Origin of the sequence: Subtercola boreus (assembly GCF_006716115.1) — a bacterium.
Lineage (GTDB): Bacteria > Actinomycetota > Actinomycetes > Actinomycetales > Microbacteriaceae > Subtercola > Subtercola boreus.
This window is the reverse complement of sequence record NZ_VFOO01000001.1, coordinates 2,271,025-2,288,988: the sequence shown is the minus strand read 5'-3', so window position 1 is coordinate 2,288,988 and position 17,964 is coordinate 2,271,025. Positions and strand designations below refer to the sequence as shown.

Below are 17,964 nucleotides of genomic sequence, written 5' to 3'. Positions count from 1 at the left end.
ATTGCTATGATTACCGGCTGGATCATGGCTGGTTCGGTAGGAGATTCAACGTGGCTTCAGTTTTGGAAAAGGTCCTCCGGGTCGGCGAGGGCCGGGTGCTTCGACGCCTCGAGAACTATGCGAAAGCGATCAACGCCCTCGAAGAGGACTTCACACACCTCACCGATGAGGAGCTGAAAGACGAGACGCCGAGGCTCCGGGAGCGTTTCGAAGACGGCGAGAGCCTCGACCACCTGCTGCCCGAAGCCTTCGCCGCCGTGCGGGAGGCTTCGAGGCGCACCCTCGGGCTCCGTCACTTCGACGTGCAGCTGATGGGCGGGGCAGCCCTCCACCTCGGCAACATCGCCGAGATGAAGACCGGTGAGGGCAAGACCCTCGTCGCCACGCTCCCGGCCTACCTGAACGCGATCGCAGGCAAGGGCGTGCACATCGTCACGGTGAACGACTACCTCGCCAACTACCAGAGCGAGCTGATGGGCCGCGTGTTCCGCGCGCTCGGCATGACCACCGGGGTGATCCTCTCCGGGCAGACCCCGCCCGAGCGACGCGAGCAGTACGCCGCCGACATCACCTACGGAACCAACAACGAGTTCGGCTTCGACTACCTGCGCGACAACATGGCCTGGCAGGCGGGCGACATGGTGCAGCGCGGCCACAACTTCGCGATCGTCGACGAGGTCGACAGCATCCTGATCGATGAGGCGCGCACGCCACTGATCATCTCCGGTCCGGCTTCCGGCGAAGCCAACCGCTGGTTCACCGAGTTCGCCTCCATCGCGACCCGTCTCTCGTCCGGCGACGACTACGAGGTCGACGAGAAGAAGCGCACCGTGGGCATCCTCGAGCCCGGTATCGAGAAGGTCGAGGACTACCTCGGCATCGACAACCTCTACGAGTCCGCGAACACCCCGCTGATCTCCTTCCTCAACAACTCGTTGAAGGCCTCGGCGTTGTTCAAGAAGGACAAGGACTACGTCGTGATGAACGGCGAGGTGCTGATCGTCGACGAGCACACCGGCCGCATCCTGGCCGGCCGTCGCTACAACGAAGGCATCCACCAGGCGATCGAGGCCAAGGAGGGCGTGGTCGTCAAGGCCGAGAACCAGACGCTCGCCACGGTGACGCTGCAGAACTACTTCCGGCTCTACGACAAGCTCGCCGGCATGACGGGTACGGCCGAGACCGAGGCTGCCGAGTTCATGAGCACCTACAAGCTCGGCGTGGTCGCCATCCCGACGAACCGGCCGATGCAGCGGAAAGACCAGTCCGACCTCGTCTACAAGAACGAGCAGTCCAAGTTCGAGCAGGTCGTCGAGGACATCGTCGAGCGCCACGCCACCGGCCAGCCCGTGCTGGTCGGAACGACGAGCGTCGAGAAGAGCGAGTACCTCTCGCGCCTGCTCGCCAAGAAGGGCGTGCGCCACGAGGTTCTGAACGCGAAGAACCACGCTCGCGAGGCTGCGATCATCGCACAGGCCGGTCGCCTCGGCGCCGTCACCGTCGCGACCAACATGGCGGGGCGCGGCACCGACATCATGCTCGGCGGCAACACCGAGTTCCTGGCCGTGGCCGAGATGAACTCCCGCGGCCTCAGCCCGGTCGACACCCCCGACGAGTACGAAGCCGCCTGGGACGACGTGTTCGCCGAGGTCAAGTCGGGCGTCGAGGAGGAGGCCGAGAAGGTCGTCGAGGCCGGCGGTCTCTACGTTCTCGGCACCGAGCGGCACGAGTCCCGCCGCATCGACAACCAGCTCCGTGGCCGGAGCGGCCGCCAGGGCGACCCGGGCGAGAGCCGGTTCTACCTCTCCCTGACCGACGACCTCATGCGCCTGTTCAACGCTGGTGCCGCTGAGAGCCTGATGGGCCGCGGCAATGTGCCCGACGACCTGGCGATCGAGTCGAAGGTCGTGTCTCGCGCCATCCGGAGCGCGCAGTCGCAGGTCGAGGGCCGGAACGCCGAGATCCGCAAGAACGTGCTGAAGTACGACGACGTGCTGAACCGCCAGCGCGAAGCCATCTACGGCGACCGCCGACACATCCTCGAGGGTGACGACCTGCACGAACGTGCGCAGAAGTTCCTCAAAGACGTGGTCGAAGACGTGCTCGAGACCCACGCGGGCGAGGGCAACGGCGACGACTGGGACTTCGACGCCATGTGGACCGAACTGAAGACCCTCTACCCGGTGTCGATCTCGATCGACGAGGTCGTCGCGGAGGCGGGCAGCAAAGGCAAGATCAGCCGCGAGTTCGTGGCCCGGGAGATCCTCTCCGACGCCCAGATCGCCTACCAGGCCCGCGAGGCGACACTCGGTGAGGCGGCTATGCGCGAACTCGAACGCCGCGTGGTGCTCACCGTCATCGACCGTCGCTGGCGTGACCACCTCTACGAGATGGACTACCTGAAAGACGGCATCGGCCTGCGGGCAATGGCTCAGCGCGACCCGCTGGTCGAGTACCAGCGGGAGGGCTTCGCCCTCTTCCAGCAGATGATGGGCCAGATCCGGGAGGAGGCCGTCGGGTTCCTCTTCAACCTCGAGGTCGAGGTGAACACTCCCGCAGGGTCCGTCGATGCTCCCACCGTGCAGGCGAAGGGCCTCGAGAGCGGCAACGCCGCTGTCGAACAGCTGAGCTTCACCGCTCCGAGCGACTCTGGCGGAGTCGAGGTGCGAAACCAGCGCGGCCAGCTCGAACAGGCCGCAACTGCGCGTGCGCAGCGTGAGGAGGCGGAAGCCAACCCCCTCACACCCGGCGGGGCGCCGACCGCGCCGGCGGCCGGCAAGAACCCGCAGCGCGGCCAGGCTCCGCGCAGCCAGCCCACCACGACCGGTGCGTTCGGCCAGAAGACCCCCGTCGGGGGTCCGCCCGCGGCGAACCGCGCCGAACGCCGCGGCCAGGGCAAGAAGAAGTAACGGCAACCCGCGCCGCTCAGCCGGAACCCCGGCCGACGCAACCGCGTCGCCCACCCGGAACCCCGCCCGCGTCATCCGCGCCGGCGGGGTTCCGTCGTTCCGGGCGCCCGGCCCTCTGCTAGCTCGGCGCTCCGCGAGCTCGGGGCTTCAGGCGTACGCGGACCCGAGGTCGCCCGCGGCCTGCCCGCAGCGTGCAGCCCACCGCCAGCAGCCCGCCGCCCATCGCTCGCCGCCAGCAGCCGGTCGCCCGCCGCCCACCGCCGGCAGACCGCCGCCAATCGCCAGCAGCCCGCCCCCAATCGCCCGCCCGCCGCCAGCGGAGCCGTCGTCGGGTGCCAGCTCCGTCTGGCGCCAACGGCAAGTGGCCAGCGGAACGCCGCGCAGGTGTTTGTGCCGTGGGTTCGACGAACGGGCGACCCTGGTCGTATCCGTCGAGCTATCGGCCGAGGATCGGGTTGAGGCCGCCGATCCGGTGATCCGTGGGGGGCCGCTCGGCCGCGGACCGGCGGCGGCGCTGCCGTCGAGCCGGCGACCGGACCCTGCCGCGGCTCGTCTACGGGGCCCGGGGCGCGGCTCGGCCACGGGCCGGCGGCGGCGCTGCCGTCGAGCCGGGGACCGGACCTTGCCGCGGCTCGGCTACGGGGCAGGCGCCCGGGCGCGGGGCGCGGGGCGCCCAAGCCGGTCAGAGCACGTTGATCGCGCTCGCGCGCCACCGCGACTCGAGCCGTTCGAGGCGAAGCGCCACGGCCCGGGTGCGTGCCTTGCCGTGCACGATCACGACACCCTCGATGATTCCGGGGGCCGGTTCGCTGTGCACCGTCCTGCCGATGGTAAACGTGGGCCGGATGAAACGTTCACCCTTCACCTGGCGGGCACGCGCCGACAGCACAACGCGCTGCATCAGGTGGCGGTAGACGTCTTCGGACACCCACCGCGCCATCTGGTCGAGGTCTCGTACCCCGGCCAGCACCTCCAGGACGCTGAGAGTCAGGCTCTCGAGGATGCCCTGCGGTTCCGTGTCGTGTGGCTCACTCACGCGGGGCTCCACGCCGTGCGGTTCGTTGCGCGGTGCGTCGAGTGACGGCTGGTCGTGGTCGGCGATGTCGACGACGGAGGGGAACAGGATCATGGTGTGAGGCTCCGGTGGGATCTGGCCGATCGGCCCACGACAGCTGGGTGTGCTGGGGGAAGCCGCGGCGACTGAATATTCATCAGGTTCGGGTGTTGTCATGAAAGCAGGGGAACTGACAGGTGTCCAGAGCGGCCCTTGCTCTGTGGAAAGAAAGCGTCGGCGGGCCCGCCTGTGGGGGAGAAGATTGGTGCCTGCAGGACGCTCAGCCGGGGAGCCGTAGGCTAGGCACGTGTCAACATTGAGCGATCTCGTCCTCGCGCAGGGCAATTCCACCGAAGCCGACGTCGAGTGGCTCCATCTCCTCGTCGGAGACTGGCAGCTTCTCGCCGACCTGGCCTTCGCCGACATCGTGCTGTGGGTTCCGTCGAAGGACGGCAGCTTCGTCGCGGTGGCGCACGCCCGGCCATCCAGCTCGGCCACCCTCTTCTACCGCGATTTCGTGGGCCAGGCGGTCAAGGCCGAGTGGCGGAAGCAGGTCACCGACGCGTTCGAGAGCGCCCAGATCGTCGACACTGCCGCGCCGGACTGGTACGAGGAGACCCCGACCCGCGTGCGGGCCGTACCGGTGCTCCGCCGCCTCTCGCAGACCGACATGAAGACCACCGACCACCCGATCGCCGTGGTCACCCGCCACACGAACCTCAGCGAGGCGCGCACCCCGAGCCGCCAGGAGCTCACCTTCAACGAGTGCGCCAACGATTTGTTCGCGATGATCGCGGCGGGTGACTTCCCCGACCTCGGCGCACCGACGGGTCCGCGGCGCGGCGCACCCCGGGCCCCCGACGGCCTCATCCGGCTCGACGCCGACGGCATCGTGACGTTCGCGAGCCCGAACGGACTGTCGGCTTTCAACCGGATGGGGTTCAGCGAAGAGCTCGAGGGCCAGTCGCTGGCCGAGGTGACGACACAGCTCCTGAACGGAACGCTGGTCGTCGATGAGTCCCTCCCGCTGGTGGTCACCGGGCGGGCGCCCTGGCGCACCGACATCGATGCGAAGGGCGTGACGGTGTCGCTCAGGGCGATCCCGCTCCGCACCCGTGGGCAGCGATTCGGCGCCATCGTGCTCTGCCGCGACGTCTCAGAGCTGCGCCATGACGAGCGCGAACTGATCACCAAGGACGCGACGATCCGCGAGATCCACCACCGGGTGAAGAACAACCTCCAGACCGTGGCGTCGCTGCTCCGCATCCAGGCCCGCCGCACCCATTCCGATGACGCGAAGGATGCTCTGTCCCAGGCCATGCGCCGGGTTGCCGCCATCGCTGTGGTGCACGACACGCTCTCCGAGGGTCTCAGCCAGAAGGTCGACTTCGACGTGGTGTTCGAGCGGGTGCTGATGCTCGTCACCGAGGTCGCCTCGGCTCACAACACGACCGTGCATCCGAAGTTCAGCGGAAGCTTCGGCGTGCTGCCGAGCGAGTATGCCACCCCGCTCGCGCTCGCGCTCACGGAACTCGTCACCAACGCCGTCGAACACGGTCTCGCCGGCCAGGAGGGCCAGGTCGAGATCGTTGCCTCGCACTCCGAGGAGACGCTCACGGTCGAAGTGCGGGACACCGGATCCGGTCTGCCGGAAGGCAAGGTCGGTTCGGGGCTCGGCACTCAAATCGTTCGCACCCTCATCCAGGGCGAACTGGGCGGAACCATCGACTGGCACACCATGGTCGGGAGCGGCACGGTCGTGACGATCGAGATTCCGTTCCGCTGGCTGAAGAAGCGCTGACCGCGCGAGGCGCGGCCAGCGTCAGGCGGGCGACTACGAGGCGCGGCGGGCGCGGGCGGCGCGGCGCTTGAGGGCGCGGCGCTCGTCTTCGCTGAGACCACCCCAGACGCCGGAGTCTTGGCCGGTCTCGAGGGCGTACTGCAGACAGACCTCGGTGACGGAGCATCGGGCGCAGACGGCTTTCGCCTTGTCGATCTGGTCTACTGCCGGGCCGGTGTTGCCGACGGGGAAGAAGAGCTCGGGGTCTGCAGTCAGGCAGGCGGCCTTGTCGCGCCAATCCATGCGGGGTACTCCTTTGGGGTAATGCGTATGCCTCGGTCGAGCGACCTAAGATTCGGGTTCAGACGACGAGCAGCGGGAAACGACGTTCTGCCTGTGTGGAAACAGGAAACATCAAGACCAGCATCGGGTGCATAGGGATTACTCTCACGTCGCACCCCCACGACATTGTGAGCAACAATCGACCTCAAATATGGTCGCATACTGGTAGTGGCAAATCAAGGATTTTCTGGGTTGTGGAGATAATGGACGATCAGGCTGACGTGCACGGAACCGGCCCGACCGAGCATCCGGAGCCCCCTTTCCGACGCCCCGTGCTCCTCGTCCTGCTCACCGTTCTGGTGTTCGCCGAGGCCCTCGTCGTGCTCGGCATCGGCGCCTGGTTGATCGCCCAACTGAGCCTCGAGGAACCGGAGTCGTACGCCACGGCCGTCGCTCTCATCGTGATCGTGCTCGCCGCGGGCGTCTGGGTGCTGGCCATCGGCGTCTGCCTCGTGCGGATGCGCGGGTGGACCCGCGGAGCCGTGCTCACCTGGCAGGTGTTGCAGGTCATCGTCGCGATCTGCATCTTCCAGGGGTTGCTGCTCGATGTCGTCGACGGATGGCCGGTGCTGGTGGTGTCGCTGCTCGGCATCGGGCTGCTGATGTCACCCTCTGTCGTGGCAGCCACCCGTCGCGAGGTCTGAGCCGCCCGCGTCGTGCTTCAGGCGTCGATCTTCAGCTTCTTGCCGAGTGACGCGACGTGCCCCGTCGCCTTGACGTTGTAGAGCGGCAGACTGACGGCACCCTCCTCGTCGATCACGAACGTCGAGCGGATCACGCCCGTGACGGTCTTGCCGTACAGCGACTTCTCGCCATAAGCGCCGTAGGCCTTGTGCACGGCGAGGTCGGGGTCGGAGAGCAGCGGGAAGTTGAGCCCCTGCGCCTCGGCGAACCCCTTGAGCACGTCGGGGGAGTCCTTCGAGACTCCGAGCACCTGGTAGCCCGCGCTCTTCAACGAGTTGATGTTGTCGCGGAAGTCGCAGGCCTCGGTCGTGCAGCCCGGGGTGTTCGCCGCCGGGTAGAAGTAGACGACGACTTTCTCGCCGCGGTGACCGGAGAGCGAGACATCCGCCCCGTTCTCGTCCTGCAGCGTGAAGTCGGGAGCCTCGAGGCCGGCTGTCAGTCGTTCTGAAGTGTCGCTCACGGTGCGTCTCTCTCGTCGTCGTATTCGTCGTCGTACTCATCGTCACGGGCCCCGTTCGCAGGCCCGCCAGACTCATGCTAGTGTTTATCCTCGGCCGGGTTCACACCGGCCAGCCATGCACCTCTAGCTCAATTGGCAGAGCAACTGACTCTTAATCAGTGGGTTCCGGGTTCAAGTCCCGGGGGGTGCACCATCTCCTGACTGCTCCGACACCCGGGTGGGAAGCACCACCGCTCGGCATGATCGTTCTATAGTGGGATCGCTGCCATTTCAGAGGCACCCCGACGGTCAAAGGAGACCGCTATGACACAGACAGAGATCCTCCGCGCGACCGATCCCCACGCCGGCCTGAAGCGGGCGCTGACCGTCGGCGGCCTCTCGCTCCTCACCGCTGCCACCACCGTGCTGGTTGTCATCGCCTCCGTGCGATGAGGTAGTTTGGTCCCGTGACTGAGAGCGCTCCCACCAACCTGCCCCCGACCATCGGAAACGCCGACTACCGCGACAGCGGGCTGCAGTTCCCGGCCGATTTCACCTTCGGATCCGCGACCGCGTCGTACCAGATCGAGGGGGCATTCGACGAAGACGGCCGCGGCCCGTCCATCTGGGACACCTTCAGCAAGACCCCCGGCAAAGTCCTGAACGGGGACACCGGCGACGTCGCCGACGACCACTACCACCGGCTCGAAGAAGACCTCGACCTGATGGCGTCGCTGAACCTGCAGGCGTACCGCTTCTCCATCGCCTGGCCGCGCATCCAGCCGACCGGCCGCGGCCCCGCGAACCAGGCCGGCCTGGACTTCTACGGCCGCCTCATCGACGGCCTGATCGCGCGCGGCATCAAGCCCGTCGCGACCCTGTACCACTGGGACCTGCCGCAGGCCCTCGAAGACGAGGGCGGGTGGATGTCGCGATCCACCGCCCTCGCCTTCGCCGACTATGCGCGCATCGTCGGCGACGCGTTCGGCGACCGCGTGCACACCTGGACCACCATGAACGAACCGTGGTGCTCGGCGTACCTCGGCTACGGGTCCGGCGCGCACGCCCCGGGCATCATGTCGGCGGAGGGCGCGCTGAAGGCGGTGCACCATCTGAACCTCGCCCACGGGCTCGCCGTGCTCGCGCTCCGTGAGGTCGTGACGAACGACCCGCAGTTCTCGATCACGTTGAACCTCCACAGCATCCGCGGCGCGGGCCCCACGGGCGCGGAGGCGGCGCGGCAGGTCAGCGCCCTCGCGAACCGTGCCTTCACCGGGCCGCTGCTGAAGGGCGCGTACCCCGAAGACCTCCTCGACGACACCAAAGACGTGACCGACTGGTCGTTCGTCGAACCCGGCGACCTCGTCACCATCAACCAGCCGATCGACGTGCTCGGTGTGAACTACTACTCGACGGTGACCGTGCAGGTGTGGGACGGCGTGAGCCCGCGGGAGAACGCCGACGGACACCAGAACGTCGGCGGGTCACCCTGGCCCGGAGCCGATCGCATCGAGTTCCTGGTGCAGCCGGGGCCGTACACCGAGATGGGCTGGAACATCGACCCGTCCGGGCTCCTCGACCTGCTCGTGTCGCTCCGCGACGAGTTCCCCGACCAGGCCTTGATGATCACCGAGAACGGCGCGGCCTTCGCCGACACGGTGACGGATGGCGCGGTGCACGACGTCGAGCGCACCGACTACCTGCGCCGGCACATCACCGCGGCCCACCGGGCGATCGAAGCCGGAGTGGACCTCCGCGGCTACTTCGTCTGGTCGCTGATGGACAACTTCGAGTGGAGCCTCGGCTACTCCAAACGGTTCGGCATCGTGCGCGTCGACTACGACACGCTCGAGCGTCTGCCGAAGGACAGCGCGCACTGGTACGCGGCACTGGCGGGCACGAACACGATCCCTGCGTAACGCCTGGGTAAACTCTTCGGCTCTGCGGGGTTCGTCTCTGGCCGGTTCGGCCTCCGCGACGTAGGCTCCAGCCATGGGAATCCTCGGGGGAGTGGCGACGAAGTTGCGCCGCGCCCGCCGCCGCATCCCGCGGAGTGTTCCGGTGTTCGCCTGCCTCCTCGTCGCTGCAGTGGGAACGGCGGCCCTCAGCGGCCTGGCGCTCGATCGCACGGCGCCGCACCCGCTGGCTGTCGGGGCGCCGGCCACCACGCCCGCAGAGACCCCGTCGACGGCCGCGGCGGCGCCTGTGGCGGAGGTCGCGGCGTCGGCGCTGTCGGCTGCGGTTCCGGATGTCGCGGCCCAAGCCGATGCGAGTGCTGCCCAGGATGACGCGGCCGCCGACTCCGCATCGGGAGCTCCGTTCGGGTTCTCCACGATCGACTTCAGCGGCGGCAGCGGCAATGGTGACAGCGGCGGTGGATCGGTGGGCGGTGCGGGGGTGATGGGCTCAGGGGATTCCGGAGAACCTGCCGCTCCCGCCGCGGCAGACCCCGCGCCGGTCACAGCCGACCCTGCCTCGTCAGTCCCCGCCCCGTCGGACCCGGTTCCGGCAGATCCCGTCCCCTCTGATCCGGTTCCGGCCGATCCTGTGCCCTCGGACCCGGCTCCCTCAGAGCCTGTGCCCTCTGACCCTCTCCCCGGCGTCCCTGCCCCCATCGATCCGGCCCCCGGCGTCCCTGCCCCGATCGACCCCGCGCCGACCGTTCCGACGGATCCCGTGCAGACCGACCCTTCTCCCGCAGACCCTGCTCCGGCAGACCCTGCTCCGGCAGACCCCGCCCCGGCCGACCCCGCCCCGGCTGACCCCGCCCCGGCAGACCCCACCCCCACCGACCCGGCCTCTGCCAGCCCGGCACCCACCGATCCGACATCCGACCCCTCTCCGATCGTCGCCGCCCCGGCCGACCCTGCTCCGGCGGATCCCACGGCCTGACCCGCCGAGCCCGACGGACCTCACCGCCCGGCCACGCCCGGGCCACTCTCTCCCCACCGATCCCGGGCCGCCTCACGCGCCATCGCCGCGCCGTGATCTAGGGTGAGCACATGAGTCAGTCGATCGGCACCCTCGTCATTCTCGGAGCATCCGGAGACCTCTCGGCCAGGCTGCTGCTGCCGGGTCTCGCGCAGCTGCTCACCTCGGAACCTGACCGCACGTTGACCCTCATCGGCGCGGGTGTCGAAGCCTGGACCGACGACGACTGGCGGAAGGTGCTCGCCACCTCGTTCGCCGAGGTGAACGCCTCCGGCGACACGGTTGCGGGCATCCTGAAGGATTCGCACTACTACCAGGCCGACGTCACGAAACCGGATGACCTGCAGAAGCTGCTCGATGCGAGCGACGGCGTGCCGGCGATCTACTTCGCGCTGCCGCCGGCCGTCGCGGCAGCCGCCTGCGAGGCGCTGCAGTCGGTGAATCGTCCCGAGGGGCTCACCCTCGCCCTCGAGAAGCCCTTCGGCACCGACGAGAAGAGCGCGATCGCTCTGAACGAACTGCTGCTGAAGCTGGTGCCCGAGGAGCAGATCCACCGGGTCGACCACTTCCTCGGCCGGTCGACAGTGCTGAACCTGCTCGGTCTGCGGTTCGCGAACCGTATCTTCGAGCCGGTCTGGAATGCCGAACACATCGAGAAGATCGAGATCATCTACGACGAGCAGCTCGCCCTCGAGGGTCGCGCGCGCTACTACGACAAGGCGGGGGCGCTGGTCGACATGATCCAGAGCCATCTTCTGCAGGTGATGGCGGTCGTGGCCATGGAGCCGCCGTCGACGCTCCGCTCGACCGACCTGCGGGATGCGAAACAGCTCGTGCTGCGGGCGACACAGGTCTGGCAGGGCGACCCGATCGCGGCATCGCGGCGGGCCCGGTACACCGCGGGCGAAGTGCAGGGGCGGCAGCTGCCGTCGTACGCGGACGAGAGTGGCGTCGACCCGAGCCGCGAGACGGAGACGCTCGCCGAGGTGACGTTCGAGGTCAACACGTGGCGGTGGGCGGGCATCCCGTTCACGCTCCGTTCGGGCAAGGCGCTGGCGGAGCGGCGGCGTGAGATCGTGATCACCTTCCGTCCAGCCCGGCAGCTGCCGGTGGGGCTGAAGGGGCACAACGATCCCACGGTGCTCCGCGTGTACCTGGCACCGGATGAGATGTCACTCGAGATCAACGTCAACGGCCCCGGGGACCCCTACGAACTGGAGCGGATCAGCCTCGACGCGCACTTCGGCGACGGACAGCTGCTGGCCTACCGGGAGGTTCTCGCGGGCATCCTCGACGGGGACTCGTCGCTGTCGGTGCGGGGCGACTCCGCGGTGGAGGGCTGGCGGATCGTGGCACCCGTCGTGGAGGCATGGCAGCACGACGAGGTCCCGATCGACGACTACCGCGCCGGCACGTCCGGCCCGGCCTTCTGGCCGCGGATCTGACGCCTCCGAACCCGCTCGGCCCTGCCGTGGCAGGAGCCGACCGGTTTCAGCTGACCGGTTCAGATGATCGGGTTCAGACGACCTGGTTTGGACGAACGGGTTCGGACGGAACGGGTTCAATTGACCGGGTTCAGACGGAACGGGTTCAGACGACCAGGTTCAGACGGGGTGGGTCAGCGGCCGGCTTCGACGAGGTGGCTGCGCGTGGCGGCGACGGGGGCCGGAAGGGCGATCTCGCCGGTCTCGTCGAGCACCGTGAGAGCGGCGGCGAGGTCGGCCGAGACCGGAACGGCCACGACGGGCGCCAGCGGTGCGGGGGTGGCATCGACCGGGGTGACATCAACGGGGGTGACATCAACCGGGGCGGCTGCGGCCTCGGGTGCGGCGGTTGCAGCGTCGGCGGGCGCGGATGCGGAAACCGCTGCCGCGACATCCACTGCCGCGACATCCAGAGCAGCATCGGGCGCTGCGGCGAGGGCCACCGCGGCGTGGGTTCCGATGCGAACGGGCGCAGCAGCCTCCGCCGGGGCCACGAGCGGCTCGGCGGGCAGCGCGCGAGTCGCGGTGAACGCCGACGTCGCGGCCACGAACGAACCACCGACGGGGGCGGCCGGCAGCAGCGGAACTGCATTGCGGTTGACCAGGGCGCCGACGATGTCATGGGCGACCGACGACGCGAGCATGGTGTGGAAGATGTCGTCGCTGTCACCCTGGGCACGACGCAGGATGGCATAGGACCCCAGTGGCCCGAAGTTCGCCAGCAGGGTCTGGTTCACGAGCTCGTACAGGTGTTCCGCCGACATCGGGTTCTCGAGCATCTCAAGACGCGCTCGTTCCGCCCGAGCCTTACGTCGCCAACCAATCATCATGAGCCCTTCTCACGCACCGTTCCTGCCAGTGTGTATCATGCGACCGACATCGCCGTCCTGACACGCCGGAGCGGCCCCGCCCGTCTCGATAAACTGGTCGCATGCCTCTGCCTGTCATCGGCCTCACGACCTACCTCGAACAGGCGAAATCGGGCATCTGGGACGTGCCTGCGGCGTTCCTCCCGCACGTCTACTTCGACGCCGTGAACCGCGCGGGCGGCATCGCCGTGCTGCTGCCGCCGCAGCCCGTGGATACGGCGGTCGCCGGCCGCGTGCTCGACGGCCTCGACGGCCTGATCGTCACCGGCGGCATGGATGTCGCACCCGGCCGCTACGGCCAGGAACCCCACAGCGAGACCGACGCGCCCCGGCCCGACCGTGACGCCTGGGAGACGGCGCTGCTGACCTCCGCGCTGGAACGCGGCATCCCGTTCCTCGGCATCTGCCGTGGTGCACAGCTGCTGAACGTCGCCCTCGGCGGCACCCTTCACCAGCATCTGCCCGACATCGTCGGCGACGCGCGCTACCAGCCCGGAGATGCTCGTTTCGGGTCGGTCGTGGTGGACATCGACCCCACGTCGAAGCTCGCCGGTCTCATGGCGGCGGCCGGGCATCCGGTCACGCCGGAGACGCTGGCGACTCCGGAGACGACGGCGAGTCCGGCCAACCCGGCGGCCCCGCTCACCCTCGACGTGCCGGTCTACCACCACCAGGCGGTCGACCGACTGGGCGAGGGGCTCCGGGTGGTGGCCGCTACCGGTGATCGCATTGTCGAGGCGCTCGAGGTCGACGGCACCGCTTTCGCACTCGGCGTGCAGTGGCACCCGGAACAGACGCCGGAGGACCTCAGCCTGTTCGCCGGACTGGTCGACGCTGCCCGCGACTACGCGGCGAACCGCTGAGCTGGGGGCCGCTCCACAGGGATCGGCCGACCCGACCTACTTCTCGTTCAGCTCGCGCGCTTCGCGGTCATCCTGCTGCACGCTGCCGACGGCGAGTGCCACGGTCAGGGCCCAGCTGGCCCACATGAGCACGAGGCGCCAGTCACGGGGGCCGCGGCGAGTGGTCTGGATCACGGCGAAACCGCTGGCGATCGCGCCGATGATGCTGCTGTTGAAGATGAACTTGCGCATGACACCAACCTACTTGTTCGAGGCTTCCCTCGCCGCAGCCTTGACAGCCTTCTTCGCAGCCTTCTTCTGTGTGCGCTTCTTCAGCGGCAGGGGTGTCTGCTCCCATTCGGTCTGGCGGCCGAAGGCGAGCGTCTCCTTCAGCAGGCGCAGCCGTTCTTCCTCTGTCTTGGCCTTCCGGGTGTTGACCTCGGCCACGACGCTGCCGTCCCAGTCGTTCGCGGCGAGGTGGGCGAGCACCTCGCGCACCGGCTGGCCGCCGTACCCCGGCAGAAGGTGCTCGTCGAAGACACGGCCCTCGTCGAGCGAACCCGATCCGTCGCAGAGGTGCACGTGCCGGAGCCGGGGCCCCAGGGCCTCCGCCATCTCGAGCGAGTCGCGACCCGACAGGGCGGCGTGCGAGAAGTCGAGCGTGACGGCCGCGCAGTCCATCACCACGGGGTCCCAACCGGGGGAGTATGCCTTGAGGCTCGACCCCTTCACCTTCCACGGGAACATGTTCTCGACCGCGATCTCCACCCCGTAGGTGTCGGTGGTCTCCTGCACGATGCGGAGGAAGTTCTCGGCGTAGCCCGACTGCCAGCGGAACGGCGGATGCACCACCACCGCCGTGGCCCCGACCGCTTTCGCGAGGTCGGCCGACTTCTCGAGCTTGACCTGGGGGTCCCGCCCCCAGACGAAGTGCGTGAGCAGCAGCACCGGAGCGTGGATCGAGAGGATCGGCATCCCGTACTTCTCGCAGAGGGCGAGCAGCGTCTCGGCCGACTGGGTCACCTCATCCCTCGTCACCATGACTTCGACGCCGTCGTAGCCCGCCATGCTGGCATAGCGGAAGCCCTCTTCGACTCCGAGCGGATAGACGCACGAAGTGCTCATGCCGATACGCATCATGGGTGTGACGATAGTCCGCCGATGTGAACGACGGGTGGAATCTGTCCCATCCGCGCATCAGGCTCTGCTGGTACCGTGGTGGGTGATGTCTTCGAAACCGAGTACAGGCCAGTACGACCTTGTTGTCGTCTCCAACAGACTCCCGGTCGACAAGGTGATCGCCGACGACGGTTCCGAGAGCTGGCGCGGGTCGCCGGGTGGCCTCGTGACGGCACTCGAACCGATCATGCGGGCGAGCGAGGGCGCCTGGGTCGGCTGGGCCGGGGTTCCGGATGATCGTTCCGAGCCATTCGAGCACGACGGTATCTCGATCGTTCCGGTTGCGCTCAGCGCCGAGGAGGTCGAGCTCTACTACGAGGGTTTTTCGAACGACACGCTCTGGCCGCTCTACCACGACGTGATCGCGCCTCCCACGTACCACCGGGACTGGTGGGACTCGTACCTCGAGGTGAACCAGCGCTTCGCCGACTCGGCGGCGGCGAACGCAGCCCAGGGTGCGACGGTCTGGGTGCAGGACTATCAGCTGCAGCTGGTTCCGAAGATGCTCCGGGAGATCAGGCCAGACCTCGTCATCGGCTTCTTCAACCACATTCCGTTTCCGGCATATGGCATCTTCTCGCAGCTGCCGTGGCGCACACAGATCATCGAAGGCCTGCTCGGCGCTGACGTGATCGGCTTCCAGCGGGTGGCGGATGCCGGCAACTTCAGCCGCGCGGTGCGCCGGCTCCTCGGGTTCACCACCAAGGGCACCACCATCGAGGTTCCGATCGAGGATGCCGCCGAGGTCGACGGCCGACCGCACCGCACCCGGGTCTCCCGCCGCGGACAGCAGGTGCGCACCGTGACGGCCCGCGCCTTCCCGATCTCCATCGACACCGAGAGCTTCATCGAGCTCGCCCATCGGCCCGACATCCAGGCCCGCGCCGCGGAGATCCGGCACGAGCTCGGCGACCCCGATGTCGTCATGCTCGGCGTCGACCGGCTGGACTACACGAAGGGCATCGGCCACCGGCTGAAGGCGTACGGCGAACTGCTCGAAGACGGCAAGATCGACGTCGGGCATGCCAGCCTGATCCAGGTTGCGAGCCCGAGCCGCGAACGCGTCAAGACGTACATGCAGCTCCGCGACGAGATCGAGCTCACGGTCGGCCGCATCAACGGCGACTTCTCGACCATCAGCCACTCGGCGATCAGCTACCTGCACCAGGGTCGCCCGCGCGAGGAGATGGCGGCTCTCTACCTCGCGGCCGACATCATGCTCGTGACGGCCCTCCGCGACGGCATGAACCTGGTCGCCAAGGAGTACGTCGCCTCCCGCTTCGACAACGATGGCGTGCTGGTGCTCAGCGAGTTCGCGGGAGCTGCCGATGAACTCAAACAGGCGCTGCTCGTCAACCCGCACGACATCGAGGGTCTGAAAGAAGCCATCGTGCGGGCGATCGCGATGCCGCAGAGCGAGCGTTCGCGCCGCATGCGGGCCCTCCGCAAGCGCGTGATCGAATATGACGTCGCGCGCTGGTCGAAGTCGTTCCTCGACGAACTGGCCGCCCTGACGCACGCCCAGAGTGCGAATGAAGCGTCGGAGGCGGCAGATGCGCAGGCCGAGCCGGAGGCGCAGGCCGCGCCGGTCGACACCGAGGCCGGTGACCCGCAGCAGTGAGCGACATCCTCGACGAGGTCGACGAAGCCCAGGCGCTGGTCGCGAAGCTGACAGAGCTCGCCGCCACGGAACAGTTGCTCGTCGCGCTCGACTTCGACGGCACGCTCGCTCCCGAAGTGGATGATCCCCAGCACGCCCGCGCGCTGCCGGAGGCCCGTGCCGCCGTGCTGAAGCTCCTCGCCCTGCCCGGCACGCGGGTCGCCCTCATCTCGGGCCGCGCCATGGACAGCCTCGAACACGTCGCGAACCTGCCGGACTCCGTGCTGCTGGTCGGCTCGCACGGCGTCGAGTTCCGGCTCGACACCCCTGACGCGACCGTGAACCTCGACACGGCGGAGCTCGAGCAGGTCGACGTTCTGAGCGAACTCCTGGAGGATGTCGCGGCCGGGCTCGACCAGGTCTGGATCGAGCCGAAGCCGGCCGGGTTCGCCCTGCACACCCGGCTCGCGACGGAACGGGATTCGCGGATCGCCCACCTGCAGGCCCTCAGCGAGACCCGCGCGGAGATCGCCGGGCTGACGGTGCGCGAGGGCAAGAACGTGCTCGAGTTCTCCGTGCGCAGTGCCACGAAGGGCGAGGCGCTCCTGCACCTGAAGGAGTACGCGAAGGCAACGGCAGTGTTGTACGCGGGCGACGACGTGACCGATGAGGATGCGTTCGCCGTGCTGGGCTCCCGCGACGTCGGGCTGAAGAGCGGCCCCGGCAAGACCATCGCCGAGTTCCGGGTGGCGGATCCGCGCGAGGTCGCCGGGGTGCTGGCGCTGCTGGCGGACCTCCGTTCGAAGGCCTGACCTCAGTTCCTGCCTCCTGATCCGCGATACTGGCGGTATGGATCCCGGTGCGCTCGCAGCTCTGCCGGTGGTGCTCGCCGGGGTGCTGCTGCTGAGTGGTGTTCTGAAGATCGGTGATCGCACGAACACTGCGGCCAGCATGGTCGACCTGCGGGTGCCGTTCGCAGGCCGGCTGGGCTGGTTCGCCGCCTGGCAGCCCTGGCTCGAGATCGCTCTCGGAGTGGCGCTGCTCGCCCTGCCGGGCTGGGGGGCACTGGCCGCCGGCTGGGTCGCCGCCCTGTTCTTCGCCGCCCTCACCGTGCTCGTCTGGCGCGCAGCGCTCCGACCCGACGACGTGCACTGCAACTGTTTCGGCGCCCGGAGCCGGGAGCCGGTCGGCTGGATGACCGTGCTCCGCAACCTCGCGCTGACCGCTGCAGCGGTGCTCGTCGCCCTCGGCGTCAGCGGGACCGACGGTTTCGTCGCCGAGGTCAGGGGGCTCGACCGGCAGTCGGTCACCTGGCTGGTCACCCTCACGGCGGGGGCCGCGGCGTTCGCGCTGCTCTGGTTCCGCGGGCATTCCCCGGCCGGGCAGCCCCGCCGGGCATCCGGAGCCGACGACGCCACGGGACCCGACGCCACCGGCTTCGACGCCTCCGACGAAGAGCTCGTCACCCCTGAGGGGGAGGTCCGGCGCATCCGGCACCTGTCCGACGGCCGCGCCCTGCTGCTGCTCTTCGTGCAGGCGGACTGCCACCCCTGCAGCCTCGTGCTGGGCCGCCTCCCGGAGTGGACGGCCACGCTCGAACCCGCGGTGGCGGTGCGGATCGCGACCTCGGCCACGCCCCGGGAACTCCGGGACGCCCACCCGGAGGTTGCCGCCGAAGCCTTCTACGGGGCACGCGGCCTCCGCCGGGCGCTCGGCATCGACCTGCTTCCCGCCGCGGTGCTGCTCGGCACCGATCTGACGGTCGCCGCGGGCCCTGTGCTCGGGCCCGACGAGATCGAAGCCCTGGTCGACGGCATCGGTGAGGCCCTGGCGCAGAACGGCTAGGCCGTG

17 protein-coding genes and 1 tRNA gene are annotated in these 17,964 nt (G+C 68.6%); 12 read left to right on the top strand and 6 right to left on the bottom strand.

Features of this window, described 5'->3' with window-relative positions; translation table 11 throughout:
* Nucleotides 1-50: 50 nt before the first annotated feature.
* Complete coding sequence (secA, locus tag FB464_RS10685) at nucleotides 51-2,909, top strand: preprotein translocase subunit SecA (RefSeq protein ID WP_116413875.1); 2,859 nt, start codon at nucleotides 51-53, stop codon at nucleotides 2,907-2,909.
* 682 nt (nucleotides 2,910-3,591) lie between these two features.
* Here secA and FB464_RS10675 read toward each other — a convergent pair.
* Nucleotides 3,592-4,038, bottom strand: coding sequence for an Rv3235 family protein (locus FB464_RS10675; protein WP_246093018.1), 447 nt, complete (start codon nucleotides 4,036-4,038; stop codon nucleotides 3,592-3,594).
* Nucleotides 4,039-4,270: 232 nt separating this feature from the next.
* On the opposite strand from FB464_RS10675, the gene FB464_RS10670 reads away from it, so the two are divergent.
* Nucleotides 4,271-5,764 carry a sensor histidine kinase gene (locus tag FB464_RS10670; RefSeq protein WP_116413877.1) on the top strand — a complete coding sequence of 498 codons (1,494 nt, stop codon included), beginning with the start codon at nucleotides 4,271-4,273 and terminating at the stop codon, nucleotides 5,762-5,764.
* A gap of 33 nt (nucleotides 5,765-5,797) precedes the next feature.
* Here the strand turns inward: FB464_RS10670 and FB464_RS10665 are convergent, their stop codons facing one another.
* Nucleotides 5,798-6,046, bottom strand: a complete 249-nt coding sequence (locus FB464_RS10665; protein WP_077055322.1) for a WhiB family transcriptional regulator — start codon at nucleotides 6,044-6,046, stop codon at nucleotides 5,798-5,800.
* A gap of 233 nt (nucleotides 6,047-6,279) precedes the next feature.
* Here FB464_RS10665 and FB464_RS10660 point away from each other — a divergent pair, with 233 nt between their 5' ends.
* The gene (locus tag FB464_RS10660) at nucleotides 6,280-6,729 is read left to right on the top strand and encodes a hypothetical protein (RefSeq protein WP_142206668.1); all 450 of its coding nucleotides are present in this window, start codon (nucleotides 6,280-6,282) and stop codon (nucleotides 6,727-6,729) included.
* Between the two features lie 17 nt (nucleotides 6,730-6,746).
* Here the strand turns inward: FB464_RS10660 and bcp are convergent, their stop codons facing one another.
* Nucleotides 6,747-7,229: a thioredoxin-dependent thiol peroxidase gene (gene bcp / locus FB464_RS10655; RefSeq protein WP_116413879.1), complete on the bottom strand. Its 483-nt coding sequence runs from the start codon at nucleotides 7,227-7,229 to the stop codon at nucleotides 6,747-6,749.
* Nucleotides 7,230-7,346: 117 nt separating this feature from the next.
* Here bcp and FB464_RS10650 point away from each other — a divergent pair.
* The 5 genes from FB464_RS10650 to FB464_RS10635 all read left to right on the top strand — a co-directional run bounded on the left by FB464_RS10650 (nucleotide 7,347) and on the right by FB464_RS10635 (nucleotide 11,584).
* Nucleotides 7,347-7,422: transfer RNA gene (locus tag FB464_RS10650), tRNA-Lys, on the top strand.
* Nucleotides 7,423-7,532: 110 nt separating this feature from the next.
* On the top strand, nucleotides 7,533-7,661 hold the full coding sequence (locus FB464_RS20440; RefSeq protein WP_281279760.1) for a hypothetical protein: 129 nt from the start codon (nucleotides 7,533-7,535) through the stop codon (nucleotides 7,659-7,661).
* A gap of 14 nt (nucleotides 7,662-7,675) precedes the next feature.
* A complete protein-coding gene (locus tag FB464_RS10645) occupies nucleotides 7,676-9,127 on the top strand; it encodes a GH1 family beta-glucosidase (RefSeq protein WP_425472411.1) in 1,452 nt (483 codons plus the stop codon).
* Nucleotides 9,128-9,200: 73 nt separating this feature from the next.
* Entirely contained in the window at nucleotides 9,201-10,100 is a 900-nt protein-coding gene (locus FB464_RS10640; protein WP_116413880.1) for a hypothetical protein, read from the top strand.
* Nucleotides 10,101-10,210: 110 nt separating this feature from the next.
* On the top strand, nucleotides 10,211-11,584 hold the full coding sequence (locus FB464_RS10635; RefSeq protein ID WP_116413881.1) for a glucose-6-phosphate dehydrogenase: 1,374 nt from the start codon (nucleotides 10,211-10,213) through the stop codon (nucleotides 11,582-11,584).
* A gap of 173 nt (nucleotides 11,585-11,757) precedes the next feature.
* On the opposite strand, the gene FB464_RS10630 is transcribed toward FB464_RS10635, so the two are convergent.
* Nucleotides 11,758-12,402 (bottom strand): hypothetical protein, encoded by a 645-nt coding sequence (locus FB464_RS10630; RefSeq protein ID WP_116413882.1) that lies wholly within the window; start codon nucleotides 12,400-12,402, stop codon nucleotides 11,758-11,760.
* Between the two features lie 152 nt (nucleotides 12,403-12,554).
* Here FB464_RS10630 and FB464_RS10625 point away from each other — a divergent pair, with 152 nt between their 5' ends.
* Nucleotides 12,555-13,355 carry a gamma-glutamyl-gamma-aminobutyrate hydrolase family protein gene (locus FB464_RS10625; RefSeq protein ID WP_116413883.1) on the top strand — a complete coding sequence of 267 codons (801 nt, stop codon included), beginning with the start codon at nucleotides 12,555-12,557 and terminating at the stop codon, nucleotides 13,353-13,355.
* Between the two features lie 36 nt (nucleotides 13,356-13,391).
* On the opposite strand, the gene FB464_RS10620 is transcribed toward FB464_RS10625, so the two are convergent.
* Both FB464_RS10620 and FB464_RS10615 read right to left on the bottom strand, forming a co-directional pair.
* A complete protein-coding gene (locus tag FB464_RS10620) occupies nucleotides 13,392-13,586 on the bottom strand; it encodes a hypothetical protein (RefSeq protein ID WP_116413884.1) in 195 nt (64 codons plus the stop codon).
* 9 nt (nucleotides 13,587-13,595) lie between these two features.
* Nucleotides 13,596-14,474 carry a sugar phosphate isomerase/epimerase family protein gene (locus tag FB464_RS10615; RefSeq protein WP_116413885.1) on the bottom strand — a complete coding sequence of 293 codons (879 nt, stop codon included), beginning with the start codon at nucleotides 14,472-14,474 and terminating at the stop codon, nucleotides 13,596-13,598.
* An 85-nt stretch (nucleotides 14,475-14,559) separates the two neighbouring features.
* Here FB464_RS10615 and FB464_RS10610 point away from each other — a divergent pair, with 85 nt between their 5' ends.
* From FB464_RS10610 to FB464_RS10600, 3 genes are read left to right on the top strand one after another with little or no spacing between them, the layout of a single operon-like run.
* Nucleotides 14,560-16,134: an alpha,alpha-trehalose-phosphate synthase (UDP-forming) gene (locus tag FB464_RS10610; protein ID WP_116413886.1), complete on the top strand. Its 1,575-nt coding sequence runs from the start codon at nucleotides 14,560-14,562 to the stop codon at nucleotides 16,132-16,134.
* Nucleotides 16,131-16,925 (top strand): trehalose-phosphatase, encoded by a 795-nt coding sequence (gene otsB / locus FB464_RS10605; protein WP_116413887.1) that lies wholly within the window; start codon nucleotides 16,131-16,133, stop codon nucleotides 16,923-16,925. Before FB464_RS10610 ends, otsB begins: the two co-directional genes overlap by 4 nt.
* 37 nt (nucleotides 16,926-16,962) lie before the next feature.
* The gene (locus FB464_RS10600) at nucleotides 16,963-17,958 is read left to right on the top strand and encodes a MauE/DoxX family redox-associated membrane protein (protein ID WP_116413888.1); all 996 of its coding nucleotides are present in this window, start codon (nucleotides 16,963-16,965) and stop codon (nucleotides 17,956-17,958) included.
* The last annotated feature ends 6 nt before the right edge of the window (nucleotides 17,959-17,964 follow it).

Coding starts and splice junctions, on each gene's coding strand:
- FB464_RS10675 (WP_246093018.1), bottom strand. CDS start 4,038: ATGATCCTGTTCCCCTCCGTCGTCGACATCGCCGACCACGACCAGCCG.
- FB464_RS10665 (WP_077055322.1), bottom strand. CDS start 6,046: ATGGATTGGCGCGACAAGGCCGCCTGCCTGACTGCAGACCCCGAGCTC.
- FB464_RS20440 (WP_281279760.1), top strand. CDS start 7,533: ATGACACAGACAGAGATCCTCCGCGCGACCGATCCCCACGCCGGCCTG.
- FB464_RS10640 (WP_116413880.1), top strand. CDS start 9,201: ATGGGAATCCTCGGGGGAGTGGCGACGAAGTTGCGCCGCGCCCGCCGC.
- FB464_RS10635 (WP_116413881.1), top strand. CDS start 10,211: ATGAGTCAGTCGATCGGCACCCTCGTCATTCTCGGAGCATCCGGAGAC.
- FB464_RS10630 (WP_116413882.1), bottom strand. CDS start 12,402: ATGCTCGAGAACCCGATGTCGGCGGAACACCTGTACGAGCTCGTGAAC.
- FB464_RS10625 (WP_116413883.1), top strand. CDS start 12,555: ATGCCTCTGCCTGTCATCGGCCTCACGACCTACCTCGAACAGGCGAAA.
- FB464_RS10620 (WP_116413884.1), bottom strand. CDS start 13,586: ATGCGCAAGTTCATCTTCAACAGCAGCATCATCGGCGCGATCGCCAGC.
- FB464_RS10615 (WP_116413885.1), bottom strand. CDS start 14,474: ATGATGCGTATCGGCATGAGCACTTCGTGCGTCTATCCGCTCGGAGTC.
- FB464_RS10610 (WP_116413886.1), top strand. CDS start 14,560: ATGTCTTCGAAACCGAGTACAGGCCAGTACGACCTTGTTGTCGTCTCC.
- FB464_RS10600 (WP_116413888.1), top strand. CDS start 16,963: ATGGATCCCGGTGCGCTCGCAGCTCTGCCGGTGGTGCTCGCCGGGGTG.